The 21,010-nt window shown below is 72.4% G+C and carries 15 protein-coding genes and 1 pseudogene; 5 read left to right on the forward strand and 11 right to left on the reverse strand.

Annotated features, from left to right (window positions below; all coding sequences use genetic code 11):
• Positions 1–340: 340 nt before the first annotated feature.
• From malQ to AB4K12_RS06495, 3 genes are all read left to right on the forward strand, one after another.
• On the forward strand, positions 341–2,425 hold the full coding sequence (malQ, locus tag AB4K12_RS06485) for a 4-alpha-glucanotransferase (protein WP_368433308.1): 2,085 nt from the start codon (positions 341–343) through the stop codon (positions 2,423–2,425).
• 47 nt (positions 2,426–2,472) lie between these two features.
• Positions 2,473–2,745, forward strand: a complete 273-nt coding sequence (locus AB4K12_RS06490; RefSeq protein WP_368433309.1) for a hypothetical protein — start codon at positions 2,473–2,475, stop codon at positions 2,743–2,745.
• A gap of 196 nt (positions 2,746–2,941) precedes the next feature.
• A complete protein-coding gene (locus tag AB4K12_RS06495; protein WP_368433310.1) occupies positions 2,942–3,916 on the forward strand; it encodes an acyl-ACP desaturase in 975 nt (324 codons plus the stop codon).
• A 55-nt stretch (positions 3,917–3,971) separates the two neighbouring features.
• On the opposite strand, the gene pepN is transcribed toward AB4K12_RS06495, so the two are convergent.
• The 9 genes from pepN to AB4K12_RS06540 form a co-directional block, all read right to left on the reverse strand.
• On the reverse strand, positions 3,972–6,542 hold the full coding sequence (pepN, locus tag AB4K12_RS06500) for an aminopeptidase N (protein ID WP_368433311.1): 2,571 nt from the start codon (positions 6,540–6,542) through the stop codon (positions 3,972–3,974).
• Between the two features lie 148 nt (positions 6,543–6,690).
• Positions 6,691–7,719 (reverse strand): aspartate-semialdehyde dehydrogenase, encoded by a 1,029-nt coding sequence (locus AB4K12_RS06505; protein ID WP_368433312.1) that lies wholly within the window; start codon positions 7,717–7,719, stop codon positions 6,691–6,693.
• Positions 7,720–7,881: 162 nt separating this feature from the next.
• Positions 7,882–8,397, reverse strand: coding sequence for a tetratricopeptide repeat protein (locus tag AB4K12_RS06510; RefSeq protein WP_368433313.1), 516 nt, complete (start codon positions 8,395–8,397; stop codon positions 7,882–7,884).
• Positions 8,398–8,443: 46 nt separating this feature from the next.
• The gene (locus AB4K12_RS06515) at positions 8,444–9,733 is read right to left on the reverse strand and encodes an MFS transporter (protein ID WP_368433314.1); all 1,290 of its coding nucleotides are present in this window, start codon (positions 9,731–9,733) and stop codon (positions 8,444–8,446) included.
• Between the two features lie 90 nt (positions 9,734–9,823).
• On the reverse strand, positions 9,824–11,110 hold the full coding sequence (locus AB4K12_RS06520) for a dTDP-4-dehydrorhamnose 3,5-epimerase family protein (RefSeq protein ID WP_368433315.1): 1,287 nt from the start codon (positions 11,108–11,110) through the stop codon (positions 9,824–9,826).
• Positions 11,111–11,224: 114 nt separating this feature from the next.
• Positions 11,225–11,569 (reverse strand): hypothetical protein, encoded by a 345-nt coding sequence (locus tag AB4K12_RS06525; RefSeq protein WP_368433316.1) that lies wholly within the window; start codon positions 11,567–11,569, stop codon positions 11,225–11,227.
• Between the two features lie 180 nt (positions 11,570–11,749).
• A complete protein-coding gene (locus AB4K12_RS06530; RefSeq protein ID WP_368433317.1) occupies positions 11,750–12,679 on the reverse strand; it encodes a LysR family transcriptional regulator in 930 nt (309 codons plus the stop codon).
• A 55-nt stretch (positions 12,680–12,734) separates the two neighbouring features.
• Positions 12,735–13,472 carry an SDR family oxidoreductase gene (locus AB4K12_RS06535; RefSeq protein ID WP_368433318.1) on the reverse strand — a complete coding sequence of 246 codons (738 nt, stop codon included), beginning with the start codon at positions 13,470–13,472 and terminating at the stop codon, positions 12,735–12,737.
• A 73-nt stretch (positions 13,473–13,545) separates the two neighbouring features.
• Positions 13,546–13,737: a hypothetical protein gene (locus AB4K12_RS06540; protein ID WP_368433319.1), complete on the reverse strand. Its 192-nt coding sequence runs from the start codon at positions 13,735–13,737 to the stop codon at positions 13,546–13,548.
• A 187-nt stretch (positions 13,738–13,924) separates the two neighbouring features.
• Here AB4K12_RS06540 and AB4K12_RS06545 point away from each other — a divergent pair, with 187 nt between their 5' ends.
• Positions 13,925–14,881: a LuxR C-terminal-related transcriptional regulator gene (locus tag AB4K12_RS06545; protein WP_368433320.1), complete on the forward strand. Its 957-nt coding sequence runs from the start codon at positions 13,925–13,927 to the stop codon at positions 14,879–14,881.
• A gap of 115 nt (positions 14,882–14,996) precedes the next feature.
• On the opposite strand, the pseudogene AB4K12_RS06550 reads toward AB4K12_RS06545, so the two are convergent.
• Positions 14,997–17,669: pseudogene (locus tag AB4K12_RS06550) on the reverse strand (S8 family serine peptidase); the annotation flags it as partial.
• A gap of 514 nt (positions 17,670–18,183) precedes the next feature.
• Between AB4K12_RS06550 and AB4K12_RS06555 the strand changes: the two are divergent.
• Positions 18,184–19,923 carry a TIGR03767 family metallophosphoesterase gene (locus tag AB4K12_RS06555; RefSeq protein WP_368433321.1) on the forward strand — a complete coding sequence of 580 codons (1,740 nt, stop codon included), beginning with the start codon at positions 18,184–18,186 and terminating at the stop codon, positions 19,921–19,923.
• An 18-nt stretch (positions 19,924–19,941) separates the two neighbouring features.
• Here AB4K12_RS06555 and AB4K12_RS06560 read toward each other — a convergent pair whose 3' ends face one another.
• Complete coding sequence (locus AB4K12_RS06560) at positions 19,942–20,988, reverse strand: hypothetical protein (RefSeq protein ID WP_368433322.1); 1,047 nt, start codon at positions 20,986–20,988, stop codon at positions 19,942–19,944.
• Between the last annotated feature and the right edge of the window lie 22 nt (positions 20,989–21,010).

Genomic DNA, 21,010 nt, shown 5'->3' on the forward strand with positions numbered 1-21,010 from the left:
GGTCGCCGCCGTCGTGTCCGTACGACGCGTGTCCGTACGGCTCGTGCCCGCACGCGTCGTGTGCGTACGAGGGGTCGTCGCCCGGGAACCGCACGGCCTTCTCCTTGCCCCTGGTGTCACGCCCGTGAGCGATGAGCCCATCACCAGGTGATGGGCGTGTCAACGCAGCTGCCCGAACTGCCGGTAATGCCCCACGGGTCACGGAAGGAAGCCGAAGCGGAACCGAAAGCGAAGCCTCCCGAAGGGGCGTCAAAGCGACATCGGGGAACGGAAGGTGTCGATGGCCGCGGCGGATGGGTAGGGCATCAGGCGACCGGCCCGGGCGACCACGGAGGTATCGATGGGCAGAGCGCGCCTTGCCGAACTGCACGGTGTCGCCACCACCTACGAGCCCGCCCCCGGCCACAGCGCCCGGGTCGCCGAGGACACCGTCGTCGCGGTCCTCGCCGCCCTGGGCGTCGACGCCTCCACCCCCAGGGCCGTCCACGACGCCCTCGAGGCCCACGGGGCCGCCGTGCGCGGGCGCCTGCTGCCCCCGGCCGTCGTCCTCCGCCAGGGCCACAAGCGGAATCTGCCGGAGCTCCCCGGGGGCACGTCGCTGCGCGTCGACACCGAGGACGGCGACAGCCTGGAGTGGGACGGGTCGGCGCCCCTGCCGCTCGGCGGCCACCTCCTGCGCGCCCAGGCGCCCGACGGCCGCGCCGCGCGCGCCCCCCTGATCGTCGCCCCCGGCCGGCTGCCCGTCCCCGACGGACGCGGCCACGGCTTCCTCGTCCAGCTCTACTCCCTGCTGTCCGCGCGCTCCTGGGGCATGGGCGACCTCGGCGACCTGGCCGAGCTCGCCGCCTGGGCGGGCCGCTCCTTCGGCTCCGACTTCGTCCAGGTCAACCCCCTGCACGCGGCCGTCCCCGGACCGCCCACCGACCCCTCGCCCTACCGGCCCTCCTCCCGCCGCTTCCCCGACCCGGTCCACCTGCGGGTGGAGGCGGTCCCCGAGTTCGGCTACCTCACCGGAGCCGCCCGCCAGGAGGCCGACGCCCTCCTGGCCCGCGCCGCCGGGCTGCGCGACGGCGTGCTGCGGCACGGAGAGCTGATCGACCGGGACGCCGTGTGGGAGCTCAAGCGGCGGGCGCTGGAGCTGCTGCGCGCCGTGCCGCAGGGCCCCGGCCGCCGCGCCGCGTACTGCGACTTCCTCGCCGAGCAGGGCCAGGCCCTCGACGACCACTCCACCTGGTGCGCGCTGGCCGAGGTGCACGGCCCCGACTGGCACACCTGGCCCGCAGGCCTGCGCGACCCCCGCTCGGCCCGCACCGCCCGCGCCCGCGGCGAGCTGCTGGACCGCGTCGACTTCCACTGCTGGCTGGCCTGGCTCACCGACGAGCAGCTGGCCGCCGCCCAGCGGACGGCCCGCGCCGCCGGGATGCGCGTCGGGCTCGTCCACGACCTGGCCGTCGGCGTCCACCCCTCGGGCGCCGACGCCTGGGCGCAGCAGGACGCCTTCGCCGCCGGGATGTCCATCGGCGCGCCCCCCGACGCCTTCAACTCCCGGGGCCAGGACTGGGGCCTGCCGCCCTGGCGCCCCGACGCCCTGGCCGCCACCGGCTACGCCCCCTACCGCGAGCTGCTGCGCGGGCTGCTGCGGCACGCGGGCGCCCTGCGCGTCGACCATGTGATGGGGCTGTTCCGGCTGTGGTGGGTGCCCCAGGGCTACGAGCCCCGGCGCGGGGCGTACGTCCGCTACGACGCCGAGGCCATGCTCGGCGTCCTGGCGCTGGAGGCGCACCGGGCGGGCGCGGCCGTCATAGGCGAGGACCTGGGCACGGTCGAGCCCGGGGTGCGCGAGACGCTCGCCGAGCGGGGGGTGCTGGGCACGTCGGTGCTGTGGTTCGAGCGCGACTACGCCGGCGGCGCCGCACGGCCCGAGCCGCTGGAGCCGGAGCGCTGGCGGGCCGGCTGCGTGGCCACCGCCACCACCCACGACCTGCCGAGCACCGCGGCCCGGCTCACCGGGGACCATGTGGAGCTGCGGCACCGCCTGGGGCTGCTGGACCGGCCGCTGGCCGTCGAGCAGCGCGAGGACGCCGCGGGGGTGGCGGAGTGGCTGGCGCTGTTCGGCCGGCTGGGGCTGCTGCCGGAGGGGCCGGGCGACGAGGAGGCGGCCGTCAGGGCGGTCCACCGCTTCCTGCTGCGCACCCCCGCCCGCCTGGTCGGCGTGTGGCTGCCGGACGCCGTGGGGGACCGCCGCCCGCAGAACCTGCCGGGCACCTGGGATCAGTACCCGAACTGGCGGCTGCCGGTCGCCGACGCCGCCGGGCGTCCGCTGTCCCTGGAGGAGCTGACGGCCTCGCCCCGGCTGCACGCGCTGATGGAGGACCTCCGTGAACAGGGGGGCGACCAGGGAGGCGGGGCAGGCGGACGCCGATAGGCCACCCCGGGCGCGCGCGGTCGGCGGCTGTCCGATACGTTGAGGCCGTGAGCAATAAGGTCAACAAGAACGCCGTGCGCGCCGGTGCCATCTCCGCCGGCACGATGCTGATGCTGCTGATGTCGTCCCCCGCGTTCGCGCTCACCCGCGACGACGGTGACGACCCGGGCCCGGGCCTGAGCGTGATCGACACGATCGGCCTCTACGTGGTCGCTCCGATCGTCCTCTTCCTGGTCATCGCGGGCCTGACCATGGTCCTGGCCAAGGGCTCGGACAACCCCCGTACGCACGCCGCCAGCACCCACCACCCGCGCGCCTAGCGCCGAGGCCCAGCGCTCCACGCCGTACCACGCCGGCCATGACTCCGCTCCGGAGTCATGGCCGGTTTTTTGCTGCCCCGCTCCGGGGCCGGGCGAGGTGGAACGATCATCTTTATGTCGCCTTTAACTTACGCTGACGTAACCTACGGGGCCGTAAGTAACTGTTGGTAAGCCGCCCCACCCCCAGGAGCCGTCCGTGACCATCGCCCCCTCCCTGCACGGCGACTCGGCCGTATGGAGCGACAGCCGGCTGCTGTACGCCCTCGAAGAGGTCGTCGAGACCGAGCTCAACCGGCACCTGAAGGTGGCGAAGGAATGGATGCCGCACGAGTACGTGCCGTGGAGCGACGGCCGTAACTTCGACGGCGTCATGGGCGGCGAGGCCTGGGCCCCCGAGCAGTCGAAGGTGACGGAGATCGGGCGCACCGCCCTGATCGTCAACCTGCTGACCGAGGACAACCTCCCCAGCTACCACCACGAGATCGCCTCGCTCTTCGGCCGCGACGGCGCCTGGGGCACCTGGGTGCACCGCTGGACGGCGGAGGAGGGCCGGCACGGCATCGTGATGCGGGACTACCTGCTCACCTCGCGCGCCGTGGACCCGGTCGCGCTGGAGCGGTTCCGCATGCAGCACATGTCGGAGGGGTTCGAGTCCGACAACCGGCACAGCATGCTGCACTCGATCGCCTACGTCGCCTTCCAGGAGCTGGCCACCCGCATCTCGCACCGCAACACCGGCCACCACTCCGGTGACCCGGTCTGCGACCGCATGCTCGCCCGCATCGCCACGGACGAGAACCTGCACATGGTCTTCTACCGCAACCTGCTCGGGAAGGCCTTCGAGCTGGCGGGCGACCAGACGATGTGCGCGGTGCGCGACGTGGTGACCGACTTCCGGATGCCCGGCCACGGCATCCCCGGATTCGAGCGCGCCGCCGCCCAGATCGCCATCGGCGGCATCTACAACCTGCGCATCCACCACGACGACGTGCTCCAGCCGGTGCTGCGCTTCCTGAAGGTCCTGGACATCACGGGCCTCGGCCCGGAGGGCCTGCGCGCCCAGGAGGAGCTGGGGCTGTTCATGGGCGGCCTCGACGACCAGGCGAGGAAGTTCGACGAGAAGCGCGAGGCGCTGCTGGCCCGGCGCCGGGCCCGGGCGGAGAAGGCCTGACAACGCCGAGGGCGCCCCGGACCGAACGGTCCGGGGCGCCCTCGCGTGTGTGGCCTCAGACGGCCGCGGCGGCGTCCGCGGCCTGGGCCTTCAGGGCCCGCTCGACGCCCGCGCGGGACTCGGTGACCAGGCGGCGCAGCGCCGCGTTCGGCTCGGCCGAGGCCAGCCAGGCGTCCGTGGCGTCCAGGGTGGCCTGGGAGACCTGCAGCGCGGGGTAGAGGCCGACCGCGATCTGCTGGGCGATCTCGTGGCTGCGGCTGTCCCAGACGTCCTTGACCACCGCGAAGTACTTCTCGGCGTAGGAGGCGAGCAGCTCGCGCTGGTCGGCCTGCTGGAAGCCGCCGATGACCGACTCCTGCACCGCGTTGGGCAGCTTGTCCGACTCCACGACCGAGGCCCAGGCGCGCTCCTTCGCCTCGGCCGTCGGGCGCGCGGCCCGGGCCCAGGCGGCGTGCTCCTCGCCCGCCGAGGTCCTGTCGCGCTCCAGCTCGGCGGCGATGGCCGCGTCGTCGGCGCGGCCCGTCGCGGCGAGCCGGCCCAGCAGGTCCCAGCGCAGCTCGGTGTCGACGACCAGGCCCTCGACGGTCTCGGTGCCGTCCAGCAGGCCGGACAGCAGGCCCAGCTGCTCGTCGGTGCGGGCGGTGGCGGCGAAGGCCCGGGCCCACGCCAGCTGGTGGTCGCTGCCGGGCTCGGCCGCGCGCAGGTGCTCGAGCGTGGCCTCGGTCCACCGCGCCAGGCCCGTCTCGCGCCAGGTCGGCGCGGCGTACAGCTCGAGCGCGGTCTTGACCTGGCGGTGCAGCGACTGCACCACGCCGATGTCGGACTCCTTGGCGATGCCCGACAGCACCAGGTCCAGGTAGTCGCGGGTGGCCAGCTCGCCGTCGCGGGTCATGTCCCAGGCGGAGGCCCAGGACAGGGCGCGGGGGAGGGACTCGACGAAGTCGCCCAGGTGCTGGGTGACGGTGGCCAGGGACTCGGCGTCCAGGCGCACCTTGGCGTACGACAGGTCGTCGTCGTTGAGCAGCACCACGGCCGGGCGGGCCGTGCCGACCAGCTGCGGGACCTCGGTCAGCTCGCCGTCGACGTCCAGCTCGATCCGGTCCTTGCGGACCAGCTTGCCGTCCTCGAGGTCGTACAGGCCGATCGCGATGCGGTGCGGGCGGAGCGTGGGCTCGCCCTGGGCGCCGGCCGGCAGCGCGGGGGCCTCCTGGCGGACGGCGAAGGAGGTGATGACGCCGGCGTCGTCGGTGGTGACGGCGGGGCGCAGGATGTTGATGCCGGCGGTCTCCAGCCACGCCTTCGACCAGGCCTTCAGGTCGCGGCCGGAGGTCTTCTCCAGCGCGCCCAGCAGGTCGGACAGGCGGGTGTTGCCGTAGGCGTGCTCCTTGAAGTACGCCTGGACGCCGGTGAAGAACGCGTCCATGCCGACGTAGGCGACGAGCTGCTTGAGGACCGAGGCGCCCTTGGCGTAGGTGATGCCGTCGAAGTTGACGAGCACGTCGTCCAGGTCGCGGATGTCCGCCATGATCGGGTGGGTGGACGGCAGCTGGTCCTGCCGGTACGCCCAGGTCTTCATGGAGTTGGCGAACGTCGTCCACGAGTGGGGCCACTTGCTGCCCGGGGCGTAGGCCTGGCAGGCGATGGAGGTGTACGTGGCGAACGACTCGTTCAGCCACAGGTCGTTCCACCACTCCATGGTGACCAGGTCGCCGAACCACATGTGGGCCAGCTCGTGGAGGATGGTCTCTGCGCGCACCTCGTACGCGGCGTCCGTCACCTTCGAGCGGAAGACGTACTGGTCGCGGATGGTGACCGCGCCCGCGTTCTCCATCGCGCCCGCGTTGAACTCCGGCACGAAGAGCTGGTCGTACTTGGCGAAGGGGTAGGCGTAGTCGAACTTCTCCTGGAACCAGTCGAAGCCCTGCCGCGTCACCTCGAAGATCGCGTCGGCGTCCAGGAACTCCGCCAGCGACGGGCGGCAGTAGATGCCCAGCGGGACGGTCTGCCCGTCCTTCTCGTACGTGCTGTGCACCGCGTGGTACGGGCCGGCGATCAGCGCGGTGATGTACGTGGAGATCCGCGGGGTCGGCTCGAAGCGCCAGACGTTGTCCGCGGGGCGCTCCGGGGTCGGCGAGTTGGAGATCACGGTCCAGCCCTCGGGGGCCTTCACGGTGAACTGGAAGGTCGCCTTCAGGTCCGGCTGCTCGAAGGAGGCGAAGACGCGGCGGGCGTCCGGCACCTCGAACTGCGTGTAGAGGTAGGCCTGCTGGTCCACCGGGTCCACGAAGCGGTGCAGGCCCTCGCCGGTGTTGGTGTACGCACAGTCCGCGACGACCTTCAGTTCGTTGCGCCCGGGCACCAGGCCCGGCAGCGCGATGCGGCTGTCCCGGAAGACCTCGCCCGCGTCCAGCGCGGTGCCGTTCAGCACGACCTCGTGCACGGCCGGCGCGACCAGGTCGATGAAGGAGTCGCCCGCCTCGGCGGCCTCGAAGCGCACGGTGGTGACGGACCGGTAGGTGCCGCCCTCCTGCGCGCCGGAGAGGTCGAGCTCGATCTCGTAGGCGTCCACGGTCAGCAGGCGGGCCCGCTGCTGTGCCTCTTCGCGGGTCAGATTCGTTCCGGGCACCAGGGCATCTCCTTCACATCACGGCACATCACGACGTTCTGGGCCATCCTTCCACGCCGTCGCTGTCCGTGGCGGTCCGTACGCTGACGGCGGATGCGCCGAGGGGGCGGGCCGACCGGCCCGCCCCCTCATGACGTCGCGTCGTGGGTCAGCCGCGCAGCTCGGCGGCGACCAGCTCGGCGATCTGGACGGCGTTGAGCGCGGCGCCCTTGCGGAGGTTGTCGCCGGAGAGGAAGAGCGCCAGGCCGTGCTCCACGGTCTCGTCCGCGCGGATGCGGCCCACGTAGGAGACGTCCTTGCCCGCCGCCTGCAGCGGGGTGGGGATCTCGGACAGCTCGACGCCGGGCGCGTCCTTCAGCAGCTCATAGGCGCGCTCGACGCTGACCGGACGCTCGAAGCGGGCGTTGACCTGCAGGGAGTGGCCGGAGAAGACGGGGACGCGCACACACGTGCCGGAGACCTTGAGGTCCGGGATCTCCAGGATCTTGCGGGACTCGTTGCGGAGCTTCTGCTCCTCGTCGGTCTCGAAGCTGCCGTCGTCGACGATCGCGCCGGCCAGCGGCAGCACGTTGAAGGCGATGGGGCGCTTGTAGACGCCCGGCTCCGGGAACGCGACGGCCTCGCCGTCGTGGGTCAGCTCGGTCGCCCGGTCGGCGACCTCGCGCAGCTGGCCGTCCAGCTCGGCGACGCCCGCCAGGCCCGAGCCCGAGACCGCCTGGTAGGTGGTGGCGATCAGGGCGGTCAGGCCGGCCTCGGCGTGCAGCGGCTTGAGCACCGGCATGGCGGCCATGGTGGTGCAGTTCGGGTTGGCGATGATGCCCTTGGGGCGGTCGGCGATCGCGTGCGGGTTGACCTCGGAGACCACCAGCGGCACCTCGGGGTCGCGGCGCCAGGCGGAGGAGTTGTCGATCACGACCGCGCCCTGGCCGGCGACCTTCTCGGCCAGCGCCTTGGAGGTGGCGCCGCCGGCGGAGAAGAGCACGATGTCCAGGCCCGAGTAGTCGGCGGTGGCCGCGTCCTCGACCGTGATCTCGGTGTCCTGCCAGGGCAGCGTGGTGCCGGCGGAGCGCGCCGAGGCGAACAGGCGCAGCTCGCCGACCGGGAACTTCCGCTCGGCGAGGATGTTGCGCATGACTGCGCCGACCTGACCGGTGGCTCCGACGATTCCGATCCTCACGCGTGCTCCCTAGCTCATGTACACCACAACTGTCACCGCCGGGGACGGCGCACCCGGCTGAACGGTTCCATCATGTGGTGGTACCCGCCCCAAAAGTCCAATCCATTGTCCGGGGACCGGGACGCCGGGGCACGGCGGCCACGCCGGGGCGGGCCGTGGAGCTCAGTGGAAGGCGTCCAGATCGTCCGCGTAGTGCTCGATCGCCCGTCGGTGGCCGTGCACCCCCGGGTCGCCGCTGGTGGCCGCCACCACCTTGAGCAGGGTGGTCACGGACTCGTGGTGCTCGCCGGCGTTGTACAGGGCCATGGCGGCGAACACGCGCAGCGCCGGGTCGTCGGGGAACTCCTCCAGCCCCCGGCGCAGCGTCTCCAGCGACCGCTCGTGGCGGCCGAGCACGCGGTAGGTGCTGCCCAGCCCGAGGAACGCGCCGTGCCGGTCCTGTGCCGTGAGCCCCGGGGCGCTCAGGGCCCGCTCGTAGTACGGCACCGCCTCGGCCTCCAGCTCGAGCTTGTCGTGCGCCCAGGCCGTCTGGTAGGCGATCTCGGCGTCCTCGGGGTACCGGTCGGTCAGGGCCAGCAGCTCGCCGCGGGCCCGCTCGGTCTCCCCCTGCTCACGGAGGCGGACCGCGCGGGCGAGGGCGGCGTCCCGGTCGTCGTTCAGGGAGGCGTCATCGTTCATGGAGGTCACGCTGCCACGCCCGGCCCGGGCGGGCCAGGGCTTCGCGTCAGGCGGGCTGGGCCGCGAGTTCCTCGTCCGGGCCCTTGGCGGCGGGCGCGTCGTCGCCCGGGGCCAGGGCCCGCAGGTCCACGTAGCGGAGGGTGAGCAGGGTGAGCAGGACGGGGAGGGTGCCGCCGAGCACGAAGAACCAGACGACGAACTGCCGGCCGGAGCCGATCCCGGCCAGCGCCATGGAGACCGGCACCAGGGCGAGCGAGCCGAGCCAGTCGATGCTGAACACGCGGCCGCGCACCGCGGCGGGGACCCGCGTCTGCACCAGCGTCGACCAGTAGACGTTGCCCATGGAGGAGAAGACCCCGTAGACGGCGGCCAGCGGCAGCAGCATCCAGAAGGACGGCACGAAGACCATCAGCGCCAGCGGGGCCGCCCCGGCGGTCCAGGCGAGCAGCATCCACAGCGGGTAGTGCCTGGGCGGCCGCCGCGAGGCGAGGAAGAGCGAGCCGGCCATCGCGGAGATCCCGAGGACGGCGAGCAGGGTGCCGTAGTCCCGGGCGTCGCCGCCCAGGTCGTTGTGGATGACGAAGGGCAGCAGCACCTGCCGGGGCCCGGTCTGCAGGAGCAGCACCACGCCGGACCACACGATGAGCACCCACAGCCAGCGCTCACCGAACAGGTAGGACAGGGCCTTGCGGTAGGGGACCGGCTCCCCGTCGGCCTCCTCCCCGTCCTGTCCGCCGGCGGCCCGCAGGGGCTTGACCGACCAGGCGCACAGGGCCGCGACGCCGAAGCTCGCCGCGTCGAGCAGGATGACCGGCAGCGGGCTGAACAGCGAGATCAGCACGCCGCCGAGGGCGGGGCCGGCCATCCGGGCGGCGAGCGAGCGGACCACGGACTCCAGGGCGTTGGCCGCGTGCAGGTCCTCCTCGGGCACCAGGTCGGGGGTGAAGGCGTCGGCCGCCGGGCCGCTGACGGCGGCCGAGGCGCCCAGCACGAACGCCGCGGCCGTCAGGTGCCACACCGCCAGGTGCCCGCTCGCGTGGGCCACGGCCACCGCCGAGAGCACCGCCAGGCTCGCCACGAAGGACCACGCGATGACCGCCTTGCGCGGATAGCGGTCGGCGAGGGCGCCGCCGACGAGGACGCACGAGACCAGTCCGACCGACTCCGCGCCGACGACCATGGCCAGGTCCGAGCTGCCGCCGCCGATGGTGATGGTGATCCACGGGAGGGCGACGAGCCACACCCCGTCCCCCACCATGCTGATGACGAAGGACAGGAAGAGCAGCCGGTAGCTCTTGTGCCGCAGGGGCGCCAGCGTTTTCGACGGGGCCAGCATGGGGTTTCCCACCTCTTGGACGACGACGGACGGGAGCCGGGCCGCGGCCGCCACGGCGGTCACGACCCGGCCGGGAGCGGCCGGCCTTCCCTAGGCCACGGCCTGGATCTTCTTGCGGAGGGCGACGCGGATCTTTCGTCCGTCCGGACCGTCGATGAGCATGACCGAGGGCGTCGCGTGCGTCGTGGGAAGCTCGCGCAGCCGCTTCTGGTCCGCCACCTGCTCCTCGTAGTACTCACGGCTCGCCGGGATGACGTTCGGCCGCAGCGAGGGGATGGGGCGCTTCTCGCGGGGCCAGTCGATGACGTCGTTGCCGGGGCGGTAGTCGCCGCCGTCCGCCGGCAGCAGGGTGCGCGGCCGGTTGATGGTGAAGACGTTCTCCAGGTGTTCGAAGGCGTGCCCGACGCCCGGAGGGATCAGCAGGTACCGGCGGGGGTCCGGGGTGAAGGTGATCGCGAGATCCGCGCCGTAGCTCGGCGAGTCCACCCGGGTGTCGATCAGGTGCAGGGTCACCTGCTGGTCCCTGGGGCCGACGAAGGTCAGCCGGTCCTCCTGGCCGAGGTGGATGCCGTAGGCGTCGTGGGAGTAGCCGGTCTCGCCGTGGTCGATGAAGTAGAGCGGGTGCCGGTCGAGCAGGGCGGAGAAGCCGGACTCGGGGCCGCTGACCACGACGGGGTGACGGACCCAGCCGACGCCCATGACGCCGTCGACCGGCTCCCAGGCCTTCTCCTCCGCCTTGGGCAGGCGCTTGCGCAGTTCCACGCGGCGGATCGTTCCGTCGGCGAGCCGGACCTCGCGCGTGAGGGGGTACTCGTGCGAGATCTTGGGGATCATGCCGCGCTGCTGCGAGGCCACCAGGTCGTACCAGAGCTCGCTCGCCGGATGGGAGTTGGGCCGGTAGTACGGCAGGTCCTCCTGGGCGATGTCGAGCGGGATGTTGATGATGTCGGCGTCGGGCTGCCACTCCAGGCTGCCACGGACCCACTGCTCGGGGTCGGGGAGGAAGAGCTCGTAGGAGTTGATGGTGTTGACGAACTCCAGGCCGTCGAAGGTGTGGGCCACCCCCGGCGGAATGTAGAGGGCGCGTCGTGAGGCGGGGGACCAGACGTGCCGTTCCCGGACGCCCGCCGTGGGGGATCCCTCGCGGCAGTCGATGAAATACCCGGTGATTTCCCCGGTGGACGGCCCGAGGAACGTCAGGACGTCCGCCTGGCCGAGGTGAATTCCATAGTGACCGTAGCTGAATTCGGTCTCACCATGGAATACCAGCGTGGCCGGACGGAGCGTGGGGAAGGGGACGACGTACGAGTCCTTCCCGTTGTCGATTCGCCAGTTCTCGCGCCAGCCCAGTCCGTCGATGGAAAATGACTCGCTCACGGTGATCTCTTCTCTCGTCCCCTGTTCGGCGGCCCCGGGGCCGTTGTCGGGAGCGGGGCGCCCCGCCCGTGAGCGTGTGGAACCCTCACGGGCGGGGCGCCCCCGCGCGGTGGGTCAGCCGAGGATCTCGACGTCGTAGCCGGCCGCCTCGGCGGCCGCGCGCAGGTCCTCGACGGAGGTGGTCGGCAGCTCCTCGAAGATCTCCGTCACCATGAACTGCTTGATGCCGGCCAGGGAGGAGGAGAGCCGGGTGGCCTGCTCCGCGTCCTCGAACTTCGAGAAGGCCAGGTTCGCCATCAGCGACTGCAGGGCCTCGTCGCCGGAGGCGGCGGCCTCGCGGAGCTTGACGAGGGCCTCCTCGCTCACGCCGTCCCAGTTCGCGTCGCCCTGGGCGCCCTCGGCGTAGAGGCCGTCCAGCAGCTGCTTGGCCGGGGTCGTCACAGCGGTGTTCTCAGCCATGATTGGCTCCTTCTGGCTCGATACGGATCAACAGGACCACGGATAAGGGAAGTTCCCCGGCTTTCGCCGTTCCGTCTGTGCATGTATTCGACCAGTCGCGCAGAAGTCGGGTCAATGAAATGCCCATTGCGTTCGCTGAACCGCTCAATCGGACATGCCGATTCCCGCAGCTCCCGGCGGTCAGGCCGCCGTTGACATCGGATTGCCGCTCTCGTTCCCGCCGGAGTCCTCGGCCATGAATTCGACGGACCTGTCGATGAAGGTGCGCAGTTCCGCCGGCATCTGCCGGCCCCGGCGCCAGACGATCTGGGTGAAGACCTCGAAGGGCGGCGACCAGTCGAGCGCGACCAGCGAGCCGGCGGCGATCTCGTCGGCCACCGCGACGGCGGGCAGCAGGGCCACGCCCAGCCCGGCGCGCATGCCGCGCTTGGTGGACTCGATGGTGCCGAAGCCCAGCACGCCGGCCGGGCCGCCCCGTACCCGCCGCACGGCGGTCTCGAACAGTTCGCGGTAGCCGCTGCTCTCCTCGGGGGCCAGGACGGGCACCCGCGCCAGGTCCTTGGTGGTCACCGGCCGCACCGCGGCCAGCGGATGGGACGGCGGGGCGACCAGGAGCAGGGGAGCGGGCCCGAGCACTGTGGCGCGCAGGCCCGGGTGCTCTCCCCTCGGCGCCGGCAGGAAGCCCGCGTCCAGGGTGCCCTGGCGCACCGCCCGCAGGGTCTCCGCGCAGGGAGTGGGCCGCAGCACGACCTCGAGCCGGGGGTAGCGGCGGTGGAAGAACTCGAGCAGCGGAGGCATGCGGTACGAGATGACGCTCTCGGTGGTGCCCACCGTCAGGGTGCCGGACACGAGCCCGGCGCCCGCCGTCGCCGTGCGCGCCTCCTCGGCCAGCGACAGCATCCGCTCGGCGTACGGCAGCAGGCGCTGTCCGGCGGGAGCCAGGACGACCCCGCCCGGCAGGCGCTCGAAGAGGCTGACCCCCAGCGAGTTCTCGAGCCTTTTGATCTGTCCGGTGACGCTGGACTGCGCGTACTTGAGCTCGGCGGCGGCCCGGGTGAAGCTCAGGAGGGTGGCCACCTTGTGGAAGGCGGCGAGCTGCCGGATGTCCATGTGTTCTCCTTTCACGCAAGAGGAGCCACGGGAAGGTGCGGTGCCGGCCGGCGCTTCAGCGGCCTCCGCCGACTTCCAGGACGGCTCCTGTCGTATAGGACGAGGCGTCGGACAGCAGGAACCAGACGGCCTCCGCGACCTCGCCGGGCTTCCCGGCGCGCCCCAGCGGCACGTCGTGCCACGGAGGGCAGGCGCTCCCGGACGCGCCGCCGTTCCCGCCCCGGCCGTTCTCGATCACTCCCGGGGCCACGGCGTTGACCCGGATCCCCTCCGCCGCGAGCTCCTGAGCCGCTCCCCGGGTGTGGGCGTTGACGGCCGCGTGGAGGGCCGCGCCGTGCACGGAGAGGAATCCGCCGCCGGTGCGGGCGTCGAGCGAGGAGACGTTGACGACGGCGCCGCCGGCGCCGCCGCGGGAGACGGACATGCGGTGGGCGGCCTCACGGGTGCACAGCAGCACGCTGCGCAGCACGGACCGGTACGCGGCGTCGGCCTGCTCGATGCTCAGGTCGCCGATCCGGGCCGGGAGGCCGGTCGCGCGGGCGTGGTTGACCACGCCCGTCACCGGGCCCAGGGTGGCCGTGGCCGTGTCGAAGAGGCGCTCCACGTCGCACTCCTCGGAGGTGTCCGCGCGGACCGCCAGGGCCTGGCGGCCGGCGTCGCGGACCGTGCGCACCAGCGCGTCGGCCCGGCGGCGGTGGTGCAGATAGCCGACGCACACGGAGTGGCCCAGGCCCGCCGCCCGCTGGGCGACGGCGGCTCCGATGCCGAGACCGTCGGCGGTGACGATGATCAATGCGGCTCCCGGGCTCCGGTCGTCGACGGCACCTGCCGGCTGTGGGGCGTGTCCGCCCCAGGGGGTGTCCGCCCTAGTCCCAGATGTTCCCCGGCCCCGGCGAGGGGTCCTGGCCGGGAGCGGGCGCGGTGCCGGCGGAGAGGGGGGAGGCGGCCGGGACGCCGGGCCGGGCCGCGTGGGCCACGGGCAGCTGGGTGACGGCGACGGCCGCCGCGGTGAGCAGAGCGGCGGCCAGGCTGCGCTGAAGACGGCGACGGGTTCTCATCGGAATCCTCCGTGGGGGTCTCGCGGGCCCTGGGGGTGGCCCGCGTGGGACCGATACTCGAGGAGGAGGCGCAGTGGAACCAATGGTTCTAGGCTGGCGTGGCCTCGCCTGGCGAGTAGTTGCCACCTGCCACCTGCCGCACGTCCACGGGGGGATTAGGTCGATGGAGCCGTTCACTCTTGACGATGTGTCCGTCGCGGTATACCGCCTCTACATCATGCGTCCGGAGATCGAATCGGGGCGCATACCCGTGGCCCTGGGCCTTCCGGAGGAGCGGACGAAAGAGGCCGAACGGAAGCTGCGGCTCGCCCAGCTGCTGCAGCCCACGCCGGCCGGGGGATGGGTCGCGGTCAGCCCGGAGACGGCCGCCGACACCCTGCTCGCCGAGGCGGAGCAGAGCGTCCTGGAGCACCGGTCCCGCATCGCCGCCGTCCGCGTCGGGCTCGGGGCCTGGTCCGGTTCCTACATGGAGGCCAGGAGCATGCGGTCCGTGAAGGACCGCATCGAGGTGGTCCGCGGGGTCGAGGCGATCCGCGCGGTCATCGACGACCTGGCGCGCACCTGCACCGACAGCGTCGACGCGATGGTCCCCGGCGGGGGACAGACGGACCGGGCCATCAGCGCCGCGACCCCGCTGGACCTGGCGACGCTCGAGCGCGGGGTCGCCCTGCGCACCCTCTTCCAGCACGCGGCCCGCAACCACCGCGCCACGACGGCCTACGCCGAGGTCATACGCGCCGCCGGGGCGGAGGTGCGGAGCGCCAGCCTGCTGCCCTCCCGCATGCTCGTCTACGACGCCGCCACGGCCGTGCTCCCCCTCGACCCCGACCACACGGCCGCCGGAGCGGTCGTCGTCCGCGACCCCACCGTGATCCGGCTGCTGACCCACCTCTTCGACTCGCACTGGGAGCGGGCCATCGCCTTCGCCGCGGCCGAACGGCACGAGGGCGGTGAGCCCTCGGACCTCGAACTCGCCGTGCTGCGACTCATGGCGGCCGGCAAGAAGGACGAGGTCATCGCCCGTCAGACGGGACTGTCCGCCCGTTCCACCAGCCGCCTCATCGGCGGTCTGATGGAACGGCTGGGTGCCGACAACCGCTTCCAGGCCGGTGTCCGGGCCACGGTGAAGGGTTGGCTCCCGTGAGCGGACGGCACAGGGGGCGGCGCAGGGGACGACACAGGGGGCGGGCGCCGTACGGCGCCCGCCCCCTGCGGGATTCACTTACGGATCACGGCTTGGCGGTGCCCGCGGTGACCGTCAGCGTGTAGGGGTTCTCCAGCAGCGGGGAGGTGCGGCGGGACTCCACCTCGAACTCCCAGACGCCGGGGACCGGGTTCTTGTACGAACGCTGGTCCGGGCGGCAGGTGTTGTCCGGGTTCGGGTAGTTCGGGTAGCAGTTGATCGTGGAGGTCTTGTCCACCGGCACGCCGTAGGGGTTGATGGCGATGAACCGGGTCTGGCTGCCGTCGGCCAGGCCGCTCATGGCCACGTCCAGCGACGTGGCGCCCTGGGGGACGGTCACGAAGTACGACGTGGTGGCGTTGCGGGTGGCCTTGCCGGACGACTTGAAGACGTTCGAGACGAGCGGCTCGGCCACGATCACGGTGGTCATGATCTGCTTGTCGACGCCCTCGGTGCGCTCGTCGTCCAGGGCCAGGATCGCGCTGTGGACGCCGGCCGACTTGGCCTTCGCCCTGACCTTGACGGTCACCGGCTTGTTCAGCGGCAGCTTGACCTCGTCGTCACCGACGAGCTTGAAGGTGCCGTCGTTGTTGCGCCACTCCAGCTCGTGCCGCACCGGCTTGTCCGGGCCGGAGGTGCGGGTGATCGTGACGTCGTACGTACGGGTCTCGCCGGCCTTGAGGCCGCCCTCGCGGTCGTAGACGCCGGTGCCGAAGCCGGGGGTCTTGAGCCGGCCGGACAGGGCGGTGGACACGGGCGCCTTGACGGCGTACTCGTGGGCGGTGGCGCCGTCGCGCAGGGATTCCCAGGCCTCGACGATGTCGATCAGGCCGGAGCCCTGCTCGTAGGCCTGGAAGCCCTTGATCTTCTTGGCGGTGCTGGTCAGCGCCGTGCGCAGGTCGGCCGGCGCCAGCTTCATGTGCTTCTGCTTGGCGGCCGAGATCAGCAGCGCCGCCGCGCCCGTGGCCTGCGGGGAGGCCATCGAGGTGCCCTGCAGCATGCCGTAGCCGGGCGGCAGCTCGTAGCCCGCCTCGGCGACCGGGGCGCCGGGCTGCCAGGTCGGGATGGTGTTGATCGACGCGCCCGGGGCGGTGATCGTCGGGGCGAAGCCGCCGTCCTCGCGCGGGCCGCGGGAGGAGAAGGGCATCATCGCGTACGAGGTCTTGACCTCGGAGCCGTAGTTGGCGGCCCAGGTCTCCTTGGAGACGGAGGCGCCGACGCTGACGACCTTGTCGGCCAGGGCCGGGTCGCCGATGGTGTTCAGGCCGGGGCCGCTGTTGCCCGCGGAGATCACCAGCTGGACGCCGTAGGTGTCGATGAGGCGGGTGTAGAGCTCGGCGCGGGCGTTGTTGCCGTCGTTGAGCGCGGGCAGGCCGCCGATCGACATGTTGACGATGTCGACGCCGCGGTTGACCACGAGGTCGATCATGCCCTCGGTGAGCGCGACGTTGGTGCAGCCGCCGGTCCAGGTGCAGGCGCGCGAGGAGACGATCTTCGCGCCGGGCGCCGCGCCGTTCATCCTGCCGCCGAACAGCCCGTTGGCGGCGGTGATGCCCGCGACGTGGGTGCCGTGCTCGGACTCGATGACGCCGATGTTGACGAAGTCGGCCTTCTTGCCGATCCAGTCGCCGCCCTTGGGGTCCATCGGCACGTCCTTGCGGACCTGCACGACGAAGGGGATGCGCTCGGCGATCGGGGTGTCCGGGTTGTCCTTGCCGAAGTAGCCGACCTGGAAGCCGTCCTTGTACGGCTTCATGTCCGCGTCGTCGCCGAAGTTCCCGTCGTCGTCGAGGTCGACGCGGACGGTGCCCTTGGCCTTGTCGTAGAGGACCGCCCAGGAGTCGGTGGTGTCGCCGTCCCGGTTGAGGTCGCCCTTCATGTCGCCGCCGGTGGTCTCGCTCTCGCGGAAGAGGGCGACCTGGTACGAGCCGGTGGCGGGCGCGGTGTAGGTGCGGCCGTTGAAGGAGAAGGAGGGGCCGGACACGTCGGACGTCATCGGCAGCCAGGTGCCGTCCTCGTCCGCGAGCGGGTCGGTGGCGGTCACCCAGTCGACGATCTTGCGCTCGCCGGTGGTGGTCTTCTGCAGCGCCGGGTGCCCGAGGTCCACGCCGGAGTCCAGGATGCCGATGGTCACGCCGCGGCCGTCGGCCTTGGGGTGGTCCTCGGTGAACTCGACGGCGCCCGTCTCGAAGGCGGGCTGATAGGGGTTCTTCGCCGGGGTGTTCTTCCCCGGGGCGGGGTAGGTCCGGCCCTTGGCGAGCTTCCGCGCGGACTGCGCCGCGGCGCCGGTGTCGGCGCGCGGGGTCGGGTCCGGGAGTCGGATCTCCTGCTTGAGGTCGATGCCGTGCACGGCGTCGAGCTTCTTGGCCTCGTCGATGGCGGCGTCGGCCTTGCCGGTGGGCACGGTGACGCGGACGTAGCCGAGCTTGTCGTAGGCCTGGCCCACCGAGGCGCCCTTGATCGCGTCCAGCGCGCCGGCGACCTGGCCGGTCTTCCCCGGCTGGGTGGCGATCATCATGGTGACGGTCTTGTCGCCGTCGGCCTTGGCCTTCGCGAGCAGGTCCGCGTCCTGCGAACCGAGCTTGTCGGCACCGGACTTGGCCGGTCCCGGAGTGGGCCGCGGGTCGTCGGCGAGCGCGGGGGCGGCGCCCGCCGCGGTGAGGGCGGCCACGAGCGAGGCCGCTATGGCTATTCGGGCCGCGGTTCCGGCGCCCGGCGGCGCGTTCCGGGGGTCGGGGGTGGTGGTCATGGGCATCCCTGACTGGAAGTGAGAAAGAGAAGAAAACGCAAACAACGGAGAGTGCACAGCGGTGGGCACTACGACCTGGCGTCCGGAATGCGGAGGCCGGTGAGCGATCACTTTGATGGAAGTGGCGGGGGTTTGGGGAGAGTTGTCGGAGAGGGAATATAAGGATGGCGTAAACCCGCCAGGCGCCACGCGGGATGAAGCGGGACGGAGGCCGTGAAGCGGTCAGCGGCGTTCTCGCAGCTCAGCGGCTGTACGACAAACGGACCAACGCATTGGCCGGTGATGGGCGCCAGGGTTCCCCTCGCGAGTGAACGCTGAGTGAGCGTCAGTGCTCCAGGGGACGAGTGGTGTATGTCAGTTCGCACCAGCCAAGATCCATGTGAGGTGATCGGCGGCGACCGTTGCGGTCATGTTCACGCCCAGGTCATTCGCGCTGCCGACGATCCTGACTGACCGGGGCCGCAGCCCGCCCGCACGACCGCCAGCCTTCGCGTTCGCACTCGGGGAGACCGCCATGCACCGCAGATCCCACAGAACCGCAGACTCGCAGTTCGACCGTCGTTCCTTCCTGGCCGCCGCGGGCGCCGTCACCACGGCCGCCGGCCTGGGCCTGACCGTGGGCATGGACGCCCGCCCGGCCGCCGCCGCGCCGGGAGACCCCACCCCCACGGCCGCGACGCCCGCCCAGGAGACGCCCGCCGCCGAGGCCGCGCCCACCAACGCGGGCACCACCCTGGTCTCCGTCGCCGCCCCGCGCGGCAGCGGAGGCTACCGGCGCCTGGGCGAGGGCCCCGGCTGGTCCAGGGTCGTACGCGCCGACCTGGCCGAGGGGCGGTCCGGGCGCGAGGACCGGCGTACCGCGCTCGCCTGCTTCGTACAGTTCACCGACCTGCACCTGACGGACGTACAGCACCCGCTGCGCTACGAGTTCTTCCGCTCCGCCGACGCCGGCGGGTGGCGGCCGCACGAGGCGCTCACGCTGCCCGGTGTGGTCTCGCTCGTCGAGCGCGTCAACAAGCTGCGCCGCGGGCCCGCCACCGGTAAACCGCTCGGCTTCATGGTCACCACCGGCGACAACGGCGACGAGAACGCCAGGATCGAGGTGGAGTGGTTCCTCACCGCCCTCAGCGGCGGCCGGATGAACCCCAACACCGGCGACCCCCGCCACTACGAGGGCGTGCAGAACAGCGGCCTCAAGCTCTACTGGCACCCCGACACGGCCCTGCGCGACCAGGACAAGGCCGTCGGCTACCCCCGGATCGACGGCTACCTCGCCGCCGCCTGCCGCGGCGTGACCAGCCCCGGCCTGAACATCCCCTGGTACTCCACCTTCGGCAACCACGACGGCCTCTCCGGCGGCTGCTACCCGGCCGCGGGCACCTTCATCTCCGACGTCGCCGTCGGCAACAAGAAGCTGCAGTACATCCCGCCCGCCGAGGCCAAGTACCTGATCGAGGGCGAGGTCAACGGCGCCGACCCCAAGGGCAAGCGCATCGAGGCCATGCTCAAGGCCCACAAGAAGGACATGCGCACGGTCACCCCCGACCCCCGCCGGGTGCCCCTGACCGCCCGGCAGTACGTGGCCGCCCACCTCGACCCCCGCTACGCCGGCCGCGGTCCCGTCGGCCACGGCTACACCCGCGCCAACCTCGACTCCGGCAACCTGTACTACACCTTCCGCGTCTCCGACCGGGTCATCGGCATCAGCCTCGACTCGACGGACCCCGGCGGCCACTACCAGGGCTCGCTGGGCACCGCCCAGTTCAACTGGCTCGACCGGACCCTCGCCCAGCACAAGGACGAGTACGCCCTGGTCTTCAGCCACCACCCGAGCTGGAGCATGAGCAACATGACGCCGGACCCCGCCCGCCCGGGCGAGAAGCGGCACAACGGCGACGAGGTCCTCGCCCTGCTCGGCCGCCACCCCAACGTCCTGGCCTGGATCAACGGCCACAGCCACCGCAACCGCATCCGGCCGCGCGGCACCTTCTGGGAGATCGCCACCGCCTCGCACGTCGACTACCCGCAGCTCGCCCGCGTCATCGAGATCACCGACAACAAGGACGGGACGATCTCCCTGTTCACCACCCTCGTCGAGTCGGCGGCGCCCTACCGCACCGACTTCCACGACCTGTCCCAGACCGGGCTCGCGGCCCTCTACCGCGAGCTGGCCTTCAACGCGCCCGGCTCGGACACCTCGCTCGCCGGCTCGCCCACCGACCGCAACACCGAGCTGCTGCTCACCAGGCGCTGACGGCCCGCGGGCCGCCCCTCACCGGGGCAGCACGACGAGATACGCGGCGGGCTCGCGGTCGGCCGACGCCACCAGGGCGGTACGGACGACCGCGGCCTGCTCCTCGAGCGCGTACCGGCCCCGCAGTCCCCCCGGCGTCACCCGCACGACCGTGATCCCCAGACGCTCCAAGTGCTCGTGCCGACGCGACTGTTCGGACCACAGAGCGTCGCTCCCGCCGTGCGCGGCCCGGGTGTCCAGCTCGAGCGCCACGGCGTGGTCGGGCCAGAACGCGTCCACGCGGCCCAGGCTGGGCCCGCCCGGCAGCCGCAGGTCGACGTTCCACAGCGGGGCGGGCAGGGCCTGCTCGCGCACCATGTCGTACAGCCTGCCCTCCGCGGCCGAGCGGCTCTCGGCGAGCAGCGCGTCGACCGTCTCGGTCACCCGCGGCCGGCTCAGCAGCCGGGCCCGGGTCAGCTCCCGCACCAGCTCGGACGCCTCGCAGTGCCCGCCGCGCACGGCCTCCGTCAGCAGCCGCCGCACCTCGCCGGCGTCCGTCATAGGGGTCACGGCGTCGGCCACCGCGCGCGCGGCCGGCGCCACCGGCACCCCGGTGAGCATCGCCGGCCGGGGCAGGGTGTGCGCCCGTACGATCCGCGCGAAGCCGGTCGACCGCAGCCGCCGGGTGCGCGGCACCAGCACGTCGATGCGCTCCAGGGACAGCAGCGAGGGCACGGCCGTGAAGCGGTGCAGGGCCAGCGCCGCCGCGCCGGTGATCATCGCGTGGCCGTACGGGCCGGGGTCCGGCTCCCGCACGCCGCCCGGGCCCGGCTGACGCGGCACCTGGGCCCGCGGAAGGGTGTACATCAGGGCGGCGTGCAGCCGCTCCTCGCTGGTGGCCGGCCCGGTGTGGAGGAGGTAGACCCCCGGCAGCAGCAGCCGCCAGGGGCCGCCGGAGCGGCAGCGCTCACCCGCCTCGGCACCCGTCACGCCGTGCTCCCGCAGCTGACGGGCGGTCATGACACGGTGCCGGACGTCGGAGAGGTGGTACAGGGGGCGTGGCGAGAGGGGGGTGTCGGGGTTCATGCCCCGGCCATTCCCGCTCCCG

Origin of the sequence: Streptomyces sp. C36, assembly GCF_040932295.1 — a bacterium.
Classification (GTDB): Bacteria; Actinomycetota; Actinomycetes; order Streptomycetales; family Streptomycetaceae; genus Streptomyces; species Streptomyces triculaminicus.

What these genes read in the sequence shown, in the direction of transcription:
- AB4K12_RS06555 (WP_368433321.1), top strand. Translation starts at nt 18,184, where the DNA reads ATGCACCGCAGATCCCACAGAACCGCAGACTCGCAGTTCGACCGTCGT.
- AB4K12_RS06525 (WP_368433316.1), bottom strand. Translation starts at nt 11,569, where the DNA reads ATGGCTGAGAACACCGCTGTGACGACCCCGGCCAAGCAGCTGCTGGAC.
- AB4K12_RS06510 (WP_368433313.1), bottom strand. Translation starts at nt 8,397, where the DNA reads ATGAACGATGACGCCTCCCTGAACGACGACCGGGACGCCGCCCTCGCC.
- AB4K12_RS06560 (WP_368433322.1), bottom strand. Translation starts at nt 20,988, where the DNA reads ATGAACCCCGACACCCCCCTCTCGCCACGCCCCCTGTACCACCTCTCC.
- malQ (WP_368433308.1), top strand. Translation starts at nt 341, where the DNA reads ATGGGCAGAGCGCGCCTTGCCGAACTGCACGGTGTCGCCACCACCTAC.
- AB4K12_RS06530 (WP_368433317.1), bottom strand. Translation starts at nt 12,679, where the DNA reads ATGGACATCCGGCAGCTCGCCGCCTTCCACAAGGTGGCCACCCTCCTG.
- AB4K12_RS06515 (WP_368433314.1), bottom strand. Translation starts at nt 9,733, where the DNA reads ATGCTGGCCCCGTCGAAAACGCTGGCGCCCCTGCGGCACAAGAGCTAC.
- AB4K12_RS06540 (WP_368433319.1), bottom strand. Translation starts at nt 13,737, where the DNA reads ATGAGAACCCGTCGCCGTCTTCAGCGCAGCCTGGCCGCCGCTCTGCTC.